Genomic DNA, 19,403 nt, shown 5'->3' with positions numbered 1-19,403 from the left:
CTAAAATTAATAAAAGCAAGCATCGTATAAATCATATACTATGCTTGCTTAAATTTTTTTATTTTACAGGTTTAAGTTTTGATGTAAAGTGTCTTAAAACTTTAGGTTGCCAAGTTATTTCATATCCATTTATTTCACTAGCTCTTTCTTTTATAGATATTAAAGCATCTACTATAACATCTAAGTGAGCTTGTGTATATACCCTTCTTGGAACTGCAAGTCTTGTAAGTTCAAGTTCTGATTGGCGTTGTTCTCCTGTAACTGGGTCATTGTCTAACATATATGAACCTATATCACAAGATCTTATTCCAGCTTCTTTATATAACTCAATAGCTAAAGCTTGTGCTGGGAATTGATAATATGGTATATGTGGTAATAATTTTTTAGCATCTATAAATATTGCATGCCCTCCAACTGGTGATTGATAAGCTATTTCTGCTTCATCTAATCTATTTGCAATGTATTCCATTTGTCCTATACGATATCTTAAATAATCATAATCTATTCCTTCATATAATCCAACAGCTAAAGCTTCTAGATCACGTCCTGCTAAACCTCCATAAGATACAAATCCTTCAAAAGATATTGTACGAGCTTTTATATTATCATATAATTCTTCATCATCTTTAATTCCTATAAGTCCTCCCATATTTACTATGGCATCTTTTTTAGAACTCATAGTCATCATATCTCCGTAACTAAACATTTCTCTAACTATTTCTTTTATAGTTTTATCTTCATATCCAACTTCACGAGTTTTTATAAAGTAAGCATTTTCAGCATATCTAGCAGCATCTATAAGTACAGGTATATTATACTTTTTAGCAACTTTATATGTTTCTCTCATATTTTTCATAGATACAGGTTGCCCACCAGCAGTGTTGTTAGTAACAGTCATTATTATTACTCCAACATTTTCTGGCCCAAATTCATTTATAAGATTTTCCATTCTAGCTACGTCCATATTTCCTTTAAATGGTGCGTATTTTACAGTGTCTAGTGCTTCTGGCACTACACAGTCTATAGCTTTTGCCCCTGTAAGTTCAACATGTGCTCTAGTCGTATCAAAGTGCATATTTGAAATTGCATACTTCCCAGTCTCAGCAAACAAAGGAATTAAAACCTTTTCAGCCGCTCTACCTTGATGTACTGGTTGTATATATTTATATCCAAAAATATCTTTAGCTGCATCTACTAATTTAAAGTAGCTACTAGCCCCTGAATATGACTCGTCTCCTAACATAACTGCTGCCCATTGCTTTGAACTCATAGCACCAGTCCCACTATCAGTTAATAAGTCTATGTACACATCATCTGCTTTTAATGAAAATAAGTTATAATTTGCATTTGCTATCTTTACTTCTCTTTCCTCTTTTGTTGTCATTTTGATTGGTTCTACCATTTTGATTTTGAATGGTTCTGCTACGTATTTTTTACTCATAATAAAGACCCCCATGCTTTTAATAGTTTAACTTTATTTATGATGTATTTAAAATGTCATTGATATGATGTTGATTTGTCTTTCTAACTTTAATATTATCAAATAAAATTTTAACAATCAATATGTATATAAAAATATATTCTATTTTTAAAATTCAGTTTTATCTTAATATAAATACTTAATACTATATCTATTGTGTTTTAATATTTTACGACTAATTTTGATATTTCCTAAGAAATACAATAGGCATAAATAAAAAAAGATGTCTCTTTTTAGAGACATCTTTTTTATAAATATCTATCATTATATAATTTTATACTATTTACATTTACATCTTTTATTAACCTAAAACTATCAAATATCCAATGTACATCTTTTATTCTTACACATCTTGTCACCATAAGCATTATAGCATATATACCCATTGAAACTAAAAGTCTACTTAAAAACTCATTACTTATGTAATATGCTGAAATAGCTGATATACTTACACATATTATAGGCTTTAATACCCAACTAAAAATATTAAATTGAAGATTAGTAACTTTTAAAACATTAATCATATTCAATGTAAAATTAAAAATATTGCTTACAAATATAACTATTATAAAACCTTCTATGCCCCTTGTTGGTATTATAAAGTAAATTATTAATATTCTAATTATCATGTCTACTAAATTTATCTTTAAAAGCGCTACTTGTTTATTTAAGGAATTTAAAATCCCATCCATAATTCTCTCTAGATACATTATTGGAATTACAGGAGCTAAAATTTTTATAATCGACCCTATTTCCTTATTATTGTATACCAAAAATCCAATATCATTTGAAAATGTTATAAATATACCTGATGCAAAAATAGATATTATAAAAGTTATTCTAAACACATTAGATATTATAAAGTTAACCATTTTATTTCTATTAAGTGAGTGTGCTTCGGCAATTTCAGGTATTATTAAAGTTGCAAAAGAACTTAAAAATACAGCTGGAAAATTTATTATAGGTAATGCCATACCTTTTATCATACCAAATATAGATAAGGATGTAGATAAAGATGTTCCAGACATTCTAAGCGCATTTGGTATTAATACATCTTCTATGGTTCTAAGTCCACTTTGTATATATGAACTAGATGCTATAGGAAGTGCTATTTTAGTTATATCAATGATTTTACATTCACTGTAACTACTAAGTGAAGCTGTTCTATTTAAAGTTCTTACCTTTAATGCACATAAAAAATATGCATAAATACAAGATATTATACTCCCAACAGCCATTCCTACACATATAAGTGCACATACTTTTTCTATGCTACTATCAATAAATATATTTATTGATAGTATTACTATTACCATCATTATTAAATTTTCTATAATTTCAGCAGAAACAGATTTTACAACTTCTCTTGCTCCATAAAAGTATCCACTTAAACATGATGATACCCCTATAAAAGGAAGGCTATATGATAATATCTTTAATGATGATATAGCCCTTTCATCATTTAAAAAGTTTATACTTATATATTCTGCTCCATAAAAAAGAAGCACTGATGTTATTAAACTAAAAAACAAACTGTAAATACAGCCTTTATTAACTATTGATTTAATAGCTTTTTTGTTTCCTCTACCAACTTGTTCTGCTACAAGTCTTGTTATAGCTATCCTAATTCCTGCACTAGAAAAAGTAATAGACATTATATACACAGACATTATAAGTTGATATAGTCCCATTCCTTCAGTACCTATTTTTTTAGATAAGTAAACTCTAAAAAACATAGCTACAAATCCAAATATAATAGTTGAAAAAGTCATTACCAAAGCGTTTATTATAAGTTTTTTTCTTCTCATGTAATCACCACATATATTATTTTTTTATCTTGTACACTTTTAATATATATGTGACTTTAGTAAATAAAATTCTATAATAATTTTATATTTGATGTTAAATCTGTTATACAATCAAGAGCACATGCTACATTTTCTTCATCTGCCATTACAGTTAAATAATCTCCACCTAGTAAAACCGTATCTCCACATGGAATTATTTCTTTTCCACCTCTTGCTATTGAAACTATTAAACAGTTTGCTGGCCATTTAATTTCTTTTATTTTTTTATTTTCAACGTCACTACCTATATGAACAACAATTTCCATAAGACTTTTTCTAGATATATTTGTTTCGAATTTATCATTTCCACTTTGTAAGCATCTTTCAAGTAAACTTTCATATATTGGCTCAGATTTTAATAAATCAGAAGTTATATATGCAACTACACATACTATAGCTAATGAAAGTAAATGTTCAAAGCTTCCTGTCATTTCACAAATTAGTATTATACCTGTAATAGGTGCTTTTACAATAGCAGCAAAATTTGCAGCCATAGCAAGAATTATAAAGTTAAACATATAAACACTTGGAATATCAAATATATCTATTGCTACAATTCCAAATATATTTCCTATCAACGCTCCTAATACTAATAGTGGAAAGAATATACCTCCTGGTATTCCAGATCCAAATCCTACAAATGTAAGTAAATATTTAACTAATAAAAATAATAATAGCATTTTTAATGTTATAGATCCTTTACCTAATGACATTATAAGTCCATGCCCTCCACCTAATAGTACAGGTGCTAATAGACCTACAACTCCTGTTATTAAAAATGGGATTATTACTTTTATCTCTGTACTTAATTTAGATTTTTTAAACATAGCCTGTGTCTTTAATATACCACTATTAAATATTACTCCACTTACACCAACTATGGCACCTAGTATTATTAAAAGCCAATAATATTTTAAATCTAAAACTTTAACTCCAACAAAATTAAGTGATTTACCAATACCTAAAAGATTTTTAGTAACAAAGTCTGACATTAATGCAGACGACATTACAGATAGTAAAACTAATGGAGAGAAGTTTTTATGAACTTCTTCTAAAGCAAACATAACTCCTGATATTGGCGCATTAAATGCTGCTGCTAAACCAGCACTAGCCCCACTAGTAATTAAATATTTTTCTTCTATACTAACTCTTTTAAAAATCTTCGCAAATCCTTCTCCTATACTTGCTCCCATTTGTACAGAAGGACCTTCTCTACCAAGTGATAACCCAGCACCTAGAGCTAAAAGTCCACCTAAGAATTTATTAACTAATATGCTTAGCCAATTTCCTTTTAATTTTTTCATTAATATACCTTCAACTTGTGGAATACCACTACCACTTATCATAGGTACTTTCTTTACCATTATTGCAACTATATATCCACTTATAATTAAAAGTCCAAATAATACTATAGTATCTAATAGATTTCCTTTGCTATGAGTATATAAATTTAAAAATAGTCCAGATAACTTGTCAAGTAAAACTCTGTGTAGTACTATTGTTAAACCTACTATTGCTCCTATTATTGCACTTTCGAGTATAAGTTTAAACTTTAAATTTTCAGTATGCCTTAATAAGTTACACGTTTTTTCTTTCTCCATCTAGAGTCCTCCTTTTTTTATAGTACCTATCTATTATACTACTAAATCTAACTTTTTTAAATTGTATACAATGTGTAAAATAAATTTATTTTAATTTTGAACTATTTTTTGCAATTTATCCATGTTCGATTCCATATTTACTTTTTTTAATATATAATAAAATTTAAATAACCAAGATTAGAAAGGGTATTTTAATGACTAAAGAAACACATTCATCTGGAGGATACTTACTTACCGCTTTAACTTTTTCTTCATTTGCTAGTTTATATTTAGAAAATTATAGTATTTTATATAAATTAATACTTTTTTCAATTTGTTTTGGATGTGCTAATTTAGGAGCGCTTCTTCCTGACCTAGATACTAGAAAATCATATATAAGTAAGAAATGGCCTTACTTATCTAAGTTCATTTCCAAAAGATGTAAACATAGAGGTTTTACTCATAGTCTTTTATTCTTGATAATATTAGCTGAAATTTTAAAAATAATTATCTTAATAGGCGAAAATAATATTATACTAATATGTGCTTCATATGGCATATTTTCTGGTTATGTTTCTCATATAATTTTAGATGCCTTTACTTATGAAGGCGTGGATTTATTTTTTCCTTTAGGTTTTAACCTGAAATTATCAAGACTTAAAACTAGCTCTAAAGGCGAAAAACACGTCTATAGAATTTTAAAATTTATTTCTATAAACTTAATTCTTTATAATTTATATATGTTGCTACAATTAAAATTATAGCTCCTCAAATGAGGAGCTATAACTTTAATATATATCAGAAAATTCTATTTGTATTTTTTTATTCATATTTATAGACTCGTTTCTTATAAGATATTTATTGCCTTCAAACCCTTGCACCTTATTAGGTATTTTAACTTTAAATTCCGTTCCTACTCCAACTTTGCTACTAACATCTACCATCCCATTATGAAGTGCTACTAAAGATTTAACTATTGATAACCCTATACCACTGCCTTCACTTATTTTTGTAAGTCTATTGTCTACTTGTTTGAATTTTTCAAAAACATCTCCTATCTTATCACTTGGTATTCCAACCCCTGTATCCCTTACATTTATATCTATATAATCTTCATTACATTTAATTCCAACATCAATTCTTCCGTTTTCTTTATTGTATTTTATTGCATTAGATAGTAAATTCAAAACTATTCTTTCCATTTTATCACTATCAAAAGAAATTATTTTCTCTTCTTGGTCTGTATCAAATATTAAATCAATGTTTTGAGAATGACTAAACTCAACAACAGACTCACAAATATTTTCTACAAAAGCAACTATATCTTTATTTTGTGGGTTATAATCTAAACATCCCGAGTCTATTCTAGTTGAGTCAATTAAATTATTTACTAATTTTAAAAGTCTCATACCATTTTGTTCTATTATTCTTAGGTATCTTATTAATACATTTACATCTCCTTTTTTTATATTAGAGATGCTTTGATCAATTAATTGTACTGAAGAAAATATTAAATTTAGAGGAGTTCTAAATTCATGAGTTAAGTTTGAGAAAAAGTCTAGCCTCAGCTTTTCAAGTTCTATTTCAGTTGCTTTTTTCTGTGTTAAATCAATTACAATTCCGATTACTCCTATAACTTTTTTTCTATAATCCCATAAAGGAACTTTCGTTATCTCTATGTATTTATCCCCTGATTTTCTTTCTACATAAAGTTCATTTACAGTAGTTACCTTGTGTTTTATTACTTTATTATCGGCATCTTTATACATTTTAACTCTTTCTTCATCTATATTTAAATCATAATCTTTTTTACCTATTATATTATCTCTATCTAGTTCTATTAATTCATCAAAAGCTTCATTACAATACAAGTAAACTCCATGTTTGTCTTTATAGAATATAGGAATTGGTAAGTTATCCACTATAATTTCTAACATCTTATTTCTATTTTCTATACCTATTGGAGTTTTTGAATTAACATAATCATAAATTTTAAAACCATAAGTGCCTATAATATTTCTTTCATTGTCATACATAGGATGAATAAATACACTTATCCATTCATCATCTTCAAAAATTGTTTTTTCAATAACATGTTCTTTTTTTTCAAGTACAAGTTTTTCATATTCTTCCATATACTCAAAAGTATTTCCTATATTAAGCTGAGAATTTTTTTTACCTATTATATCTATATCTTCTAATCCCGTTATTTCTTCAAAATTCCTATTAACTTTTATATATCTTCCATTTACATCTTTTATCCATATCATAGCTTTTAAATTATTTTGTATGGCTAAGCTATAATTGTTGTTTATATGATACGATTCAAACCAAATAAAAAACTTATCATCTTCACACATACTTAAAGTTACCTTATATATGTCTCTTAAATTACATACATATTGATACTTCATTTGTTTATTTTCATCAATTCTTGAAAATGAATTAATCTCATTTCTAGATATTCCTAAAACCTCAGATACACTTTTCCCTATTATTTCCTTATCACTATTTACCCCTAACTTTTCAATTAATAGTTTATTTCCCCCTTCAATTATATACCTTGATTTTTTATCTCTAAAATCTGTCATGCGTTTTCCCCACACACATGGTATAGGGCATACCTCTAAAACTTCTGAGTGTTTGTTAAAGTCCAAGTTTATCCCCCTTAATCTATATACCGATTTTTATATTATTAATTATAGCAAATAAATACAAAAATCTCGATTACAATTTGTAATCGAGATTAATATTTATGCATATATATCTGAAAATTCTACTTTTATTTTCTCTATATAAGAATTTTGCAGATTTTTTTCTGTTATCGTATATTCACATTCATCAATAATTTTATTTGGTATTTGTATATTAAATATCGTTCCAATTCCAACTTCACTGTCTACAAATATGCTTCCTCCATGCATATCAACTAGACATTTAACTAGATATAATCCTATTCCGCTACCTTCACCTTTTCTTATTGTATTACCATCAACTTGCTTAAATCTATCAAATATAGAGTTTAACTTATTCTTTGGTATACCTATTCCGTTATCTGAAATTTTAATTTCTATATTATCATCATTTTCTTCAATGTCAATTTTAATTACTCCACCATCTTTACTAAATTTTATAGCATTAGATAAAATATTAAGAATTATACGCTCCATTTTATCAAGGTCAAAACATACCACTTTTTCCTCTATATATGTATCAAATACAATATCTATATTTTTTTGTTTTGCAAAGTCTACAACAGATTGACATATACCTTCTATAAAATATATAATATCATAATTTTGAGGACTATAATCAAAATATCCTGAGGTTATCTTATTGGAATCAATTATATTATTTACTAACTTTAATAATCTATATGTGTTTTGATTTGCCATATTTAAATATTTGGATATAGATTTCTCTTCTTTAAAATTTGCATTTTTTATTTTTAACTCTAAAATTTGTAGCGAGCTAAATATAAGGTTCAATGGAGTTCTTAATTCATGAGATAGGTTTGCAAAAAATTCTGATTTTATTTTATTGGATTCTTCATAATTTAATTCTTTAGTTATATCTATAAACCAAATTACATATTCATTTTCTGATACCTTTCTGGGTATCAACTCATATCCTACGTTAAACTCTTTAAATTCTATTTGTTTAATTTTTTCTTCCTTTACACACTTTAAAAACTCTTCATAATTATTTAACTCTAAAATTTCACTTATATCTTTATCTACTATCTCACTTTCTTCTATATTAAATTTATCTGTATAAACATCGTTGATTCCTTTTACCAAAAAAAACTCAATCCCACCAATGCTTTTTTCTAATTCTCCAAATATATATGGAATAGGTAAATATTCTACCATATCCATTTTTAAAACTTTAGATTTCATTATACCCCCCACTTCTAAAACAAATTAAAAAATAATTATATTATTAAATTTTCTATTTTTTTCTAACGATTCCCTTTTATATTTTCATATTTTTTTTAGACATTTTATTTAAATCATATATTTTTAAAGTCAAACCTTATTTTAACTTTATTTTTATTAGTTTTATTAAATTTAAACTTTATTAAATTTTCTATACATTTAAATTAGGGTTTATTTTTCATAATTTTTATTATAATATTATGTATATAAATTTAATAAAAATTTTTGTATTTTGTTGTTTTATATACTTTAATTGCAAATAACAGAGGAGTGTGTATATATGCGTAGGTACAACTTTAAGGAAATCAATGATATGTATGGAAAAATTAGCCCATTTGAATTTAAAGATATGTTAATAAAGTTGGCTAAATTTAGAGCTATGGAAAGTGGAAGAAGAGTTCTTGATGCCGGACGTGGTAATCCAAACTGGACAGCTGCAACACCTCGTGAAGCTTTTTTTACATTTGGACAGTTTGCAGTTAGTGAGACTAGAAGAACATGGAATGAAGGTGACTTAGCTGGAATGCCTAAAAAAGAAGGCATAGCTACTCGTTTCTATAAATATATTTATGAAAATATTAATATGCCTGGAGCAAATTTAGCCAAAGACATAGTAGATTACGGTATAGAAAATTTTGATTTTGATCCTGATTCTTGGGTTTTTGAACTAGCAGATGGAATAATTGGAGATAACTATCCTTCTCCTGATAGAATACTTGTTCATATAGAAGAAATCGTAACAAAATATTTAATTCAAGAAATGAAATATGATACTAAAAAGGGTGGTCCTTTAAGTATATTCGCTGTAGAAGGCGCAACTGCCGCTATGTGTTATGTCTTTGACTCTTTAATGGCTAATGAATTATTAAGAAAAGGTGATAAAATAGCTATTATTACTCCTATATTTACACCTTACTTGGAAATACCTCATTTACCAAGATATGATTTTGATGTTGTTTTTATAAATGCAGATGAAGTTGATGAAAATAACTGTCATACTTGGCAATATTCTAAAAAAGAACTAGAAAAACTTACTGATAAGTCTATAAAAGCATTATTTTTAGTTAATCCTAACAATCCCGCTTCTATAGCTATGGATGAAAATAGTTGTAAAAATTTAATAGACGTAGTAAAAAATAGTCATCCTGATTTAATGATTATTTCAGACGATGTTTACGGTACTTTTGTTAATGGGTTTAAATCTATAATGGCAAACCTACCTTATAACACAATAGGTGCTTATTCTTTCTCTAAATACTTTGGTGTAACTGGATGGAGATTAGGTACTTTAGCTCTTCACGAATATAATGTATTTGATAAGCTTATAAATGAATTACCATCTGATTTAAAAGCATCTGTAAATAAACGTTACAGCGATATGAGTTTAAATCCTGATAAAATATCTTTTATGGATAGAATAGTTGCAGATAGTAGATTAGTTGCACTTAATCACACAGCCGGATTATCTACTCCTCAACAAGTTCAAATGTCATTTTTCTCTGCATTTGCATTAATAGATAAAGAAAATTCTTATAAAAAAGTAAATATGTCTATTTGTAAACGTAGACAAAAATTATTTTATGATGCTTTAGGAGTAAAAATAAAAAAAGATATACATGATGCTTCATACTATGTGATATTTGATATTATGGAATGGGCAACAAATACTTATGGGGTTGAATTTGCTGATTTTATAAAAACTAATTATAAACCTGCAGATGTGCTATTTAAATTAGCAAATAATTACTCTATAGTTTTACTAAGTGGACATGGTTTCTATGGTCCAGAATGGTCTGTAAGGGTTTCATTAGCAAATTTAGATGATGAATGCTATACATTCATAGGTAATTCTATTAAAGAAGTATTAAGCTACTATGTATATACATGGAGAAAAGATAAATAAATTTTAATTATAATATAAAAACACTAAAGGGACTAATTAATTAGTCCCTTTTCAATATAGAATTATCTTCTTAAGCTATATTTAATTTCATATCTTCCTACCTTACAATCTCCAATTTTTAACCTATAAATGATTTCTGATTTATCTTTTTCAAAGAATTTTGCACAATCATCTATAGATTTAAATACATCTATAACTTCATGCTTTTTATCTATAAGCTCTATTTTTTTCTTTCCTCCACGTCTAATTAACTTCCCATATATTTTAAAATATTCATCATATTCATCATCTAAAGTTTTAAATTTATAATACATAGATATTGGTTCAATTTTATTGCTTGATAAAATTTCTTCTCTTTTACTCTCACTCATATTACTATTCCATAGTTCATTATGTAATAAATTAAATATCTCGTTTATATTTTTATCTCCCATTTTTTTAGAACTAATATCAAATCTTAATTTTTTGCTTAAAAACTTAACAGCTTCTCCATAGTAATCTGTATATCCATATTGTAAATTTTCTTTTATGTAATCAATTGGTACTCCTAATTTTTTACTACATTCTTTATGAGTATCAAATATAATTTCTTCGTTAGTATAAACATCTATTGCTTTTATTTTTTTACCTCTTTGTATTTTTACAAGTTTTATATAGTCTTGTTCTTCTTTTGTTAGAATATGTACTTCTTCATTTTGTTCTTTATCATCTTTCGTTTCTTCTGCAACTTGATTTATCGATTTGATTGTTTCTATTTTTTCAGGTTCTTCAGGTTCATTGGATATGTCTTCTTGAATTATTATTTCTTCAGATTTTATAACTTTCTCTTCAATGATTTCTTGTTCAATATGTAACTCTATTTCTTCTTTATTTATCTTTTCCTCTTTATTTGTCTTTATAAAATTTAATAACTTCTTTAACAAAATTATTCCTCCTATACCTTTTGTCTAATTCCTATTAAGCCTTTGTTACTATTATAGTATACTAAATATTTGTTTATTTATATATAAAAATATGCTTATTTGTCTTAAATATGTATATTTTTGTATATAAATAAATACACCTATCAATATGATAGGTGTATGTTTATTAATTTAAGTTAATATTAACTAGCTTTTTTATTGTTATCGTTTGATTTTCTTCCGTATTTTTTATCATATCTACTATATAACCAGAATCCTATTAAACCAAATGCTACTGGCCCAGCTATCATTGTTAATGTATCTGTTAATCCTGCTGGTGAAGATAATGTTGGTTCTATTATAGTAAATACATTAGCAAATCCAACTAATATACCTATTATTACAGCAAAAGTTGTTGCTAATCCAACACTTTTATAAACTACAAAAGCTTTATCTACTTTACCTTCTAATTGTTTCTTTTTAAATGCAGGGAATGCACTTGATAAGAATAAGTAAGGTATAGTCATTGCAACGTTAGTCATAAGAACTAGTAAGGCAAAGAACTTCTCAGCACTCTTACCACCAAATGATACAACAAGTATCATAACTATAACTATTATAGCTTGAACTTTCATAGCATTTATAGGCATACCATTTTTTATTTCTCCTAATTTTCCAGGCCAAACTTCTTTTGGTGCACCCTCTATAAGAGTTTTTAGTGGAGAATATGTTAATGTGAAGAATGCTCCTGATAATGCTAAGAACATTGATAATCCAACGAATCTAGCAACCCAAGCACCCATTACTAATGAAGTAGCTTCACTAGCTCCAAATGCAACACCTAATTGATATCCTAAGTTTTGCATTAATACATAAGCAACATTAGCCATGTTTACATTTGATCCTGATAGTATATCACTCCAGTTAGTAAACATACCACAAGCAAATATACCTAATGCATATCCTATAGATATTACTATAGCCGCTAAAGTAAGACCTTTAGGGAAAGTTTTTTCAGCATTTTCAGTTTGGTCAACTAATCCACCTAAAACTTCTAATCCACCAAATGCAAATATTGCAAATGTTAAGAATGATAATACAGTTACAGGAGTTTGATAAGCTGGGTTTGGAGAATTTGTAAATGCTTTAGCCACATTATGTATAGGCTCTGCAAATTCACCTTTATTCATTGCTACAACAGCAACTCCACCAATTAATAAAACTAAGTTTAGTAATGCAACTGCAGTACCACCTATAGATGTCACTTTTGTTATCTTTTCTATACCTTTAGTAGATACGTAAGTAACTAAAACTATCCATAATGCTCCTATGATACCTAATGTTTGAACTGAACTTAATCCAAATAAAGACCAAGTTGATGTAGCATCGTATCCAACTATAGCATTTGATAACGGTATCCATAAAGTTGATGCAACGTTTACCATCCAAATAATATAAGATGCGTACCACATAAATGTTCCTACGAACGCATATTTAGGCCCAACTGATTTTTCCATCCAAGAATACATACCACCTGATTCTTTTTTAAATGCAGATCCGTATTCAGCCATCATAAATGCATATGGTATGAAGAATAAAACTGCACTTAATATATACCAAGGTATAGCTGCATATCCCATTAGGAAAAAGGCTCTTGGCATATTAGCAAACCCGAATACTGATGTAAATATCATAAGTACTAGGGGTACTAATGTTAATTTTTTAGCATTATTAGTATTTCCTGCCATTTGTTTTCCTCCTCTTAAATTGTACAAATACTTTTTACATTTAAAGGTTTTCAACTAATTATTTTATTATATTAATTAATTGACCTTTTGTACTTTACATATAATATCATAATTCTACATTTTTTCCAATACGTTTTAAATTTAATTGAATTTTTAGATTTTCTTAACATTTCAACCTTTATACCATATATTATCTCCTCTAGACTTCTAATTATTTATGTTTATAGCTTTTTATTTTTTAACCATAATTTTTAGAATTTTCATAAAAAAATAGAGGTTAAAACCTCTATTTTTTAAACATTTAAATCTATTTTTATGCCCATAGAATCCTTAAATTCTTCTATAGCTGGTTTAATAGTCTCATCAACAAACTCAACAACTTGTACTGGCGCTCTACCAACAAAGTTTTTAGGATCCATTATAGCAAGTATTTCATCTTTACTCATTTTAAAGGTTTCACAATCTGCTAATATTAATTCTAATAAGTTATTATCCTTACCTTCTTGTTTAACTCTCTTTGCAGCTTGCATAGAATACTCTCTTATTACTTCATGTAACTCTTGTCTATCTCCACCTCTTTTTACAGCTTCCATAAGTATAGTTTCAGTTGCCATAAAAGGTAATTCTTCATTTATATGTTTGTTTATTATGTTTTCATAAACAACAAGTCCATCAGTTACATTTATACCTATTTCAAGTATAGCATCAACTGCCATAAATGCTTGAGGTATAGCTAGTCTCTTATTTGCAGAGTCGTCTAAGCTTCTTTCTAGCCATTGAGTAGCTTGTACAAGTGCTGGACTTAAAGACTCAGCTATAACATACTTAGATAAAGATGCTATTCTTTCACTTCTCATTGGGTTTCTTTTATAAGCCATAGCTGATGAACCTATTTGATTTTTCTCAAATGGTTCTTCTAACTCTTTTAAACTTTGTAATAATCTTATGTCATTTGTCATTTTATGCATACTTTGAGCTATACCAGATAGTATAGATATTACTTGATAATCTAATTTTCTAGTATATGTTTGTCCACTTACAGCATAAGAAGCTTTGTATCCCATTTTCTCACAAACTAGCTTATCTAATTCTTTTACTTTTTCATTATCACCTTCAAATAAACTTAAGAAACTTGCTTGTGTACCAGTTGTCCCTTTAGCACCTCTAAGTTTCATATGTTCTATTCTAAAGTTTAAATCTTCTAAATCTATTAATAAATCTTGAGCCCAAAGACAAGCTCTTTTACCTACTGTTGTAAGTTGAGCTGCTTGGAAATGTGTAAATCCTAAAGTTGGTATATCCTTGTTTTTTATTGCAAAATCTTTTAAATTATTAATTAAGTTAACTAATTTTACTCTTATAAGTTTTAGCGCTTCTGTCATTTGTATAACATCAGTGTTATCTCCTACATAAGCACTAGTAGCACCTAAATGTATTATACCTTTTGCACTATCACATTGTAATCCATAAGCTTTTACATGGCTCATTACATCATGTCTTACTTCTTTTTCTATTTTTCTAGCTTCATCAAAATTTATATTATCTATATTAGCTTTTAATTCATTTATTTGCTCATCTGTTATATTAAGCCCTAACTCTTTTTCTGACTCTGCTAAAGCAACCCATAGTCTTCTCCAAGTTGAAAATTTATATTGTGGAGAAAATATATAACTCATATCTTTACTGCAATATCTATCTATTAACGGATTTGCATATGTACTATATTTACTTTCCATATTAATTAGCACCTTCCTTATGTCTTTATTTTATAAATTAATTATATATAATTTTACGAACGATAACAAGTTATTTTTTATTTATGTTCATTTTATCACTATCCATAATATAATCTATACTTTCACTGTCTACAAAATTAATTACATATTTATATCTAATAGCGTAATACTTATCACTCCAGCCAAGTTGATTTTTTATGTCTTCAGTTCCTGCTCCAAGTCTTAAACTTATAGCTGCAAATGAATGTCTAAAATCTTTTGCAGAATAATTGCTAAGACCTGCTATATCTAATGCTTTCTTTACTATTATTCTGACATTTCTATCTGTTATAGAACTTCTTTTTTGACTTACAAATACAAAATCATCTGATGGAATTATCATTTCTGGAAGACCTAAGTAAGCTCTGTATGATTCTATTGTAGAAAAACAATACGGATGTAACTTAACAACTCTCTCTCTTTTGTTTTTACCTAACCTTACATAAGCATTATTTTTTTCATCTAACATTAAGTCTTTCCATTTTAAATTAACTAATTCATTTAATAAACATCCTGTAGTAACTAAGAATATCATTATAAGCCTATCTCTCATGTTAAGCCTTGGTAAGCTATCTATTAGCTTATTAATTTCTTGTATACTAAGCACATCATCTTTAGTTTTTATTCTACTAACTTGAGGTTTTTCCACAAATTTAAAAGGATTTACCTCTATATATCCCTGCTTTTTCATAAAATTATAAAAACTATGTAAATAGCTATAAATCTTTTCTGAAGTAGATTTTGCATAACTTCCCCTTACAAATTCTACAAACCCCTTACAATCTTCTTTCGATACTTCAATTAATTCTTTATTTTTAATAAAGTCCTTAAATAGTATAATTTTGCTAAAATAATCATGTTTAGTAGCTGGATTATGTTTTTTAGAAAAATCATTAAAAATCTCAAATTCATATTCATTCAATAAAACTTTTTCTTCCATTTTTGCCCCCTATTTTTATACTTAATTAATTTATTTTTTAATAACTCTTTAATATATTCTAATATATTGAATATCTCCCTTAATCTTGATATACTTTAACTTATGGTTAAAATATATTTATAATTAGGAGGTAGTTAAATTTGATAGAAATGTTAAAAGCCGTTATACTTGGTATAGTTCAAGGTATAACTGAATGGCTTCCTGTAAGTAGTACTGGACATCTTATATTAGTTGAGCAGTTTGTAAAATTTAATTTAACAGATGTTTTTGTAAGTACTTTTATGGTAGTAATACAACTAGGATCAATACTAGCAGTATTAACACTTTACTTTAGGAAATTAAATCCTTTAGATAATTCTAAAACCGAAAAAGAAAAAAGAGCTACTATAGATTTATGGCTTAAGGTTATTGTTGCTGTCATACCATCTGCAATATTAGGATTTTTATTTGATGATGCAATAGATGCATTATTCTTTAATCCAACTACAGTATCTATAACACTTATTCTTTACGGAGTTATTATGATAATACTTGAAAATAGAAATAAAAAACCTATTGTAAGCGATTTTTCTCAACTTACATATAAATTAGCAATCGGTATAGGTATTTTCCAATGCTTAGCATTAATACCAGGTACATCTAGATCTGGTGCAACTATAATCGGTGCTGTATTTTTAGGAGCATCTAGATATATAGCTGCTGAATTTTCATTTTTCTTAGCTATACCGACAATGTTTGGAGCTAGTGGTTTAAAATTATTAAAAACTGGAGCTAGCTTTTCAGGGTTTGAATGGGGAGTTATAGGAGTAGGATTTGTTACAGCATTTATAGTTTCTGTATTTGCAATCAAATTCTTAATGGATTACATCAAGAAACATGACTTTAAAGCATTTGGTTACTATAGAATAGTTCTTGGTATAATAGTTTTAGCTTATTTTAACTTTATACTTTAATATAAATAAAAGAAGCACATCGTGCTTCTTTTATTTTTTCGACTCTACCAATAACTTGATTATATCGCTTGCACTTTCATTAAAAGTAGTTATTATACTTAAATAATCTGTCGATCTATTTATAGCAAGGTAAACTTTATTTAAATCTCCTATAAAATCATTCACTTGATAGTCCTGTTTTACATCATTTATACTATGATTATAAAGCATTTCTAACTCACAAAATATTACAGCTTTATATTCTAAATTTTTTATGGAGTATATATTTGAAATAGTAACTCCTACTTTTTTAGACATATTAGTTAAATCATCATCTCCATATATATATGGAATTTCATTTTCTTCTAAATCTTTCTTTAACATATACTGAAAGTATATCGTTTTTCCATTTTTTAATCTTTTTTTATTAAAAGGATATACTACCGCTATATCAGAATAACTTAGCCCTTTTTTATGTGTTAAATATTCAATTTCCCAAAGAACAGAACTTATCTGTTCTTCAATATCTGATACTTTTATTATATCTACAGAATTATTACTTTCTCTAACAGGTTCTGATAGATAATACATATCATTAGTTATATTTGGTCTAATACCTTTTATATATTCATTTGAATTTTCATCAAAATTATTTACAAATTCAACTAGTAGACTACTTTGTCTATAGTTTTTTTCTAATTTTATAATATGATCAAAATCTATATTGTCCCAAGAATTTTTAAATAAACTTAAATTACTTGAAATATTTAATCCCTTACATTCAAATCCATTAAAAATATACTTAGACTTATATAAGAACTCTCTAATAAAACTTAACTGTTCAGGTTCAAAGCTTTCTATTTCATCCACAAATATTCCCTTAAACATGCTCTTATTTTTAATAGTGTTTTTAGCTTGTAATACAAGATTCTTATAAACTTTTTCAGGAGTATTTTTAAGCATGCCATAATCAAATACCAAATTATATATTTTGGCTAATTTGAATAAGAAAGAACTAAATGTATGTACCTCTATATTATTATTATCTTTATACAATATAGAAATCCTTTCTTTCAGTTCATTTTTAAGCTGTTTAGTATGAGTAAATACAACAAATTTATGGTGAGGATATACTCTTGCCAACTTGATTGCTCTAGCTAATAAAATAGTTGTTTTCCCTGATCCTGAAGGTCCTCTATATAATGTATCTCCATATTTTATAGATACTGCTTCTTCTATTTGACACCTTTCTAATATAGTTGCTGTGTAATTATAATCCTTATTAGAAAAAGAAATTTTCTTTAACTTGTTATTTAAATTTAAATTGTTGTTTATAACATAATACTCAGGACATATTTGCAACATAAATAAGTTAACTAAAATTTCATCATTCGGATTACTTAAATACTCATCTATACTACTTTCATAGTCCATCATCTTATATAACTTAGCTTTATCTATTATATTATTTTCCACGAAATCATTATGTTCTTCATCTTCATATATAGTTACATGAGGCATAATAAATACATAATTGTACTCTATGTCATTTCCTATTTTACTCATTTTTTTCTTTAAAAGTTCGTATTCCTCTTCCATTATTTCTAAAAGTTCATCTTCTAATATCATAAATAAATCTTCTGTTGTGTCCATAAATTTTATAAAGAGAATACGTCCATCTTTTATGTATAAAAGATCTGTATTTATTCCTTTAAAAGGAGTCACCTTTGGCACTACATTTGCTTCCTCTTTCATATTTAGATAAAATATTTTTTCAAATTCTTTTACCTTTAATGCATCTAGCTCGGAATTTATATTTATGTACTGGCTCAACTTCTCATCCCCCTTATTTTATATAATTATATCATTTTCGTGGACTTTTTTCTATATTTGATACATTTAATATATTATTACCATTATTTTTTAATATTAATTCAATTATTTTAATTTAATATTAATATTATATACAAAAAAGGAAACTTTAATAAGTTTCCTTTAATTACATTTTATAGTGATTTTCCATCCATATATTCATTTTTCTTCTTATTTCATTTTTCTTTACTTCATCAAAGTTAGCATCTTTAATTTTATAACTTTGAACAAGCTTTTCAACCTCTGGAGGATATTCTAAAAAGTTCCCATTTTTATTTTCAAATCCAATACTCATAATATCATAATTATCTTCATTTGCATTAATTACTACTCCATACTCAACAACTTCATTTATTTTGTCGCTGTCTGTAATTTTTACATATTGATTTTTAGATAAACTATTTAGCATACTTGATTTTCCTTTCATATATTATTTAATATTATTATTATCTTATTTTAGTAAATTTATTATTTATATCTTATAAA

Annotated in this window: 14 protein-coding genes; 3 read left to right on the top strand and 11 right to left on the bottom strand. The window is 26.8% G+C overall.

Annotated features, from left to right (window positions below; genetic code table 11):
• Nucleotides 1-58: 58 nt before the first annotated feature.
• The 3 genes from ATCC9714_RS03590 to ATCC9714_RS03580 form a co-directional block, all read right to left on the bottom strand.
• Nucleotides 59-1,441, bottom strand: coding sequence for a tryptophanase (locus ATCC9714_RS03590; protein WP_021128834.1), 1,383 nt, complete (start codon nucleotides 1,439-1,441; stop codon nucleotides 59-61).
• 287 nt (nucleotides 1,442-1,728) lie between these two features.
• Nucleotides 1,729-3,288 (bottom strand): oligosaccharide flippase family protein, encoded by a 1,560-nt coding sequence (locus tag ATCC9714_RS03585; protein WP_057544464.1) that lies wholly within the window; start codon nucleotides 3,286-3,288, stop codon nucleotides 1,729-1,731.
• Between the two features lie 71 nt (nucleotides 3,289-3,359).
• The gene (locus tag ATCC9714_RS03580; RefSeq protein WP_057544463.1) at nucleotides 3,360-4,928 is read right to left on the bottom strand and encodes a ClC family H(+)/Cl(-) exchange transporter; all 1,569 of its coding nucleotides are present in this window, start codon (nucleotides 4,926-4,928) and stop codon (nucleotides 3,360-3,362) included.
• A gap of 194 nt (nucleotides 4,929-5,122) precedes the next feature.
• Between ATCC9714_RS03580 and ATCC9714_RS03575 the strand changes: the two genes are divergently transcribed.
• Nucleotides 5,123-5,671, top strand: coding sequence for a metal-dependent hydrolase (locus ATCC9714_RS03575; RefSeq protein ID WP_021128837.1), 549 nt, complete (start codon nucleotides 5,123-5,125; stop codon nucleotides 5,669-5,671).
• 24 nt (nucleotides 5,672-5,695) lie between these two features.
• Here the strand turns inward: ATCC9714_RS03575 and ATCC9714_RS03570 are convergent, their stop codons facing one another.
• Both ATCC9714_RS03570 and ATCC9714_RS03565 read right to left on the bottom strand, forming a co-directional pair.
• The gene (locus tag ATCC9714_RS03570) at nucleotides 5,696-7,564 is read right to left on the bottom strand and encodes a PAS domain-containing sensor histidine kinase (RefSeq protein ID WP_057544462.1); all 1,869 of its coding nucleotides are present in this window, start codon (nucleotides 7,562-7,564) and stop codon (nucleotides 5,696-5,698) included.
• 96 nt (nucleotides 7,565-7,660) lie between these two features.
• Nucleotides 7,661-8,806 (bottom strand): sensor histidine kinase, encoded by a 1,146-nt coding sequence (locus ATCC9714_RS03565; protein ID WP_244465153.1) that lies wholly within the window; start codon nucleotides 8,804-8,806, stop codon nucleotides 7,661-7,663.
• A gap of 319 nt (nucleotides 8,807-9,125) precedes the next feature.
• Here ATCC9714_RS03565 and aspD point away from each other — a divergent pair, with 319 nt between their 5' ends.
• The gene (gene aspD / locus ATCC9714_RS03560; protein WP_057544461.1) at nucleotides 9,126-10,748 is read left to right on the top strand and encodes an aspartate 4-decarboxylase; all 1,623 of its coding nucleotides are present in this window, start codon (nucleotides 9,126-9,128) and stop codon (nucleotides 10,746-10,748) included.
• A 62-nt stretch (nucleotides 10,749-10,810) separates the two neighbouring features.
• Here the strand turns inward: aspD and ATCC9714_RS03555 are convergent, their stop codons facing one another.
• From ATCC9714_RS03555 to ATCC9714_RS03540, 4 genes are all read right to left on the bottom strand, one after another.
• Nucleotides 10,811-11,671, bottom strand: coding sequence for a hypothetical protein (locus ATCC9714_RS03555; RefSeq protein ID WP_057544460.1), 861 nt, complete (start codon nucleotides 11,669-11,671; stop codon nucleotides 10,811-10,813).
• A gap of 182 nt (nucleotides 11,672-11,853) precedes the next feature.
• Nucleotides 11,854-13,398, bottom strand: coding sequence for a glutamate/gamma-aminobutyrate family transporter YjeM (gene yjeM / locus ATCC9714_RS03550; RefSeq protein WP_021128842.1), 1,545 nt, complete (start codon nucleotides 13,396-13,398; stop codon nucleotides 11,854-11,856).
• Nucleotides 13,399-13,691: 293 nt separating this feature from the next.
• Entirely contained in the window at nucleotides 13,692-15,134 is a 1,443-nt protein-coding gene (gene purB, locus ATCC9714_RS03545) for an adenylosuccinate lyase (RefSeq protein ID WP_021128843.1), read from the bottom strand.
• Between the two features lie 70 nt (nucleotides 15,135-15,204).
• Nucleotides 15,205-16,113, bottom strand: a complete 909-nt coding sequence (locus ATCC9714_RS03540) for a tyrosine-type recombinase/integrase (protein ID WP_021128844.1) — start codon at nucleotides 16,111-16,113, stop codon at nucleotides 15,205-15,207.
• 149 nt (nucleotides 16,114-16,262) lie between these two features.
• Between ATCC9714_RS03540 and ATCC9714_RS03535 the strand changes: the two genes are divergently transcribed.
• Entirely contained in the window at nucleotides 16,263-17,066 is an 804-nt protein-coding gene (locus ATCC9714_RS03535; RefSeq protein WP_080653490.1) for an undecaprenyl-diphosphate phosphatase, read from the top strand.
• Between the two features lie 30 nt (nucleotides 17,067-17,096).
• On the opposite strand, the gene ATCC9714_RS03530 is transcribed toward ATCC9714_RS03535, so the two are convergent.
• Both ATCC9714_RS03530 and ATCC9714_RS03525 read right to left on the bottom strand, forming a co-directional pair.
• A complete protein-coding gene (locus ATCC9714_RS03530; protein ID WP_057544459.1) occupies nucleotides 17,097-18,878 on the bottom strand; it encodes a UvrD-helicase domain-containing protein in 1,782 nt (593 codons plus the stop codon).
• A 166-nt stretch (nucleotides 18,879-19,044) separates the two neighbouring features.
• Nucleotides 19,045-19,326, bottom strand: coding sequence for a hypothetical protein (locus ATCC9714_RS03525; protein ID WP_021125196.1), 282 nt, complete (start codon nucleotides 19,324-19,326; stop codon nucleotides 19,045-19,047).
• Nucleotides 19,327-19,403 lie beyond the last annotated feature (77 nt).

This window comes from Paraclostridium sordellii (assembly GCF_000953675.1).
Classification (GTDB): Bacteria; Bacillota; Clostridia; order Peptostreptococcales; family Peptostreptococcaceae; genus Paraclostridium; species Paraclostridium sordellii.
The sequence above is the reverse complement of the archived record's forward strand: the minus strand, read 5'-3'. Positions and strand labels throughout refer to the sequence as shown.

Bases quoted from the DNA above. Each gene is read 5' to 3' on its own strand.
- ATCC9714_RS03590 (WP_021128834.1), bottom strand. From the start codon at position 1,441: ATGAGTAAAAAATACGTAGCAGAACCATTCAAAATCAAAATGGTAGAA.
- ATCC9714_RS03585 (WP_057544464.1), bottom strand. From the start codon at position 3,288: ATGAGAAGAAAAAAACTTATAATAAACGCTTTGGTAATGACTTTTTCA.
- ATCC9714_RS03580 (WP_057544463.1), bottom strand. From the start codon at position 4,928: ATGGAGAAAGAAAAAACGTGTAACTTATTAAGGCATACTGAAAATTTA.
- ATCC9714_RS03575 (WP_021128837.1), top strand. From the start codon at position 5,123: ATGACTAAAGAAACACATTCATCTGGAGGATACTTACTTACCGCTTTA.
- ATCC9714_RS03565 (WP_244465153.1), bottom strand. From the start codon at position 8,806: ATGAAATCTAAAGTTTTAAAAATGGATATGGTAGAATATTTACCTATT.
- aspD (WP_057544461.1), top strand. From the start codon at position 9,126: ATGCGTAGGTACAACTTTAAGGAAATCAATGATATGTATGGAAAAATT.
- yjeM (WP_021128842.1), bottom strand. From the start codon at position 13,398: ATGGCAGGAAATACTAATAATGCTAAAAAATTAACATTAGTACCCCTA.
- purB (WP_021128843.1), bottom strand. From the start codon at position 15,134: ATGGAAAGTAAATATAGTACATATGCAAATCCGTTAATAGATAGATAT.
- ATCC9714_RS03540 (WP_021128844.1), bottom strand. From the start codon at position 16,113: ATGGAAGAAAAAGTTTTATTGAATGAATATGAATTTGAGATTTTTAAT.
- ATCC9714_RS03535 (WP_080653490.1), top strand. From the start codon at position 16,263: ATGTTAAAAGCCGTTATACTTGGTATAGTTCAAGGTATAACTGAATGG.
- ATCC9714_RS03525 (WP_021125196.1), bottom strand. From the start codon at position 19,326: ATGCTAAATAGTTTATCTAAAAATCAATATGTAAAAATTACAGACAGC.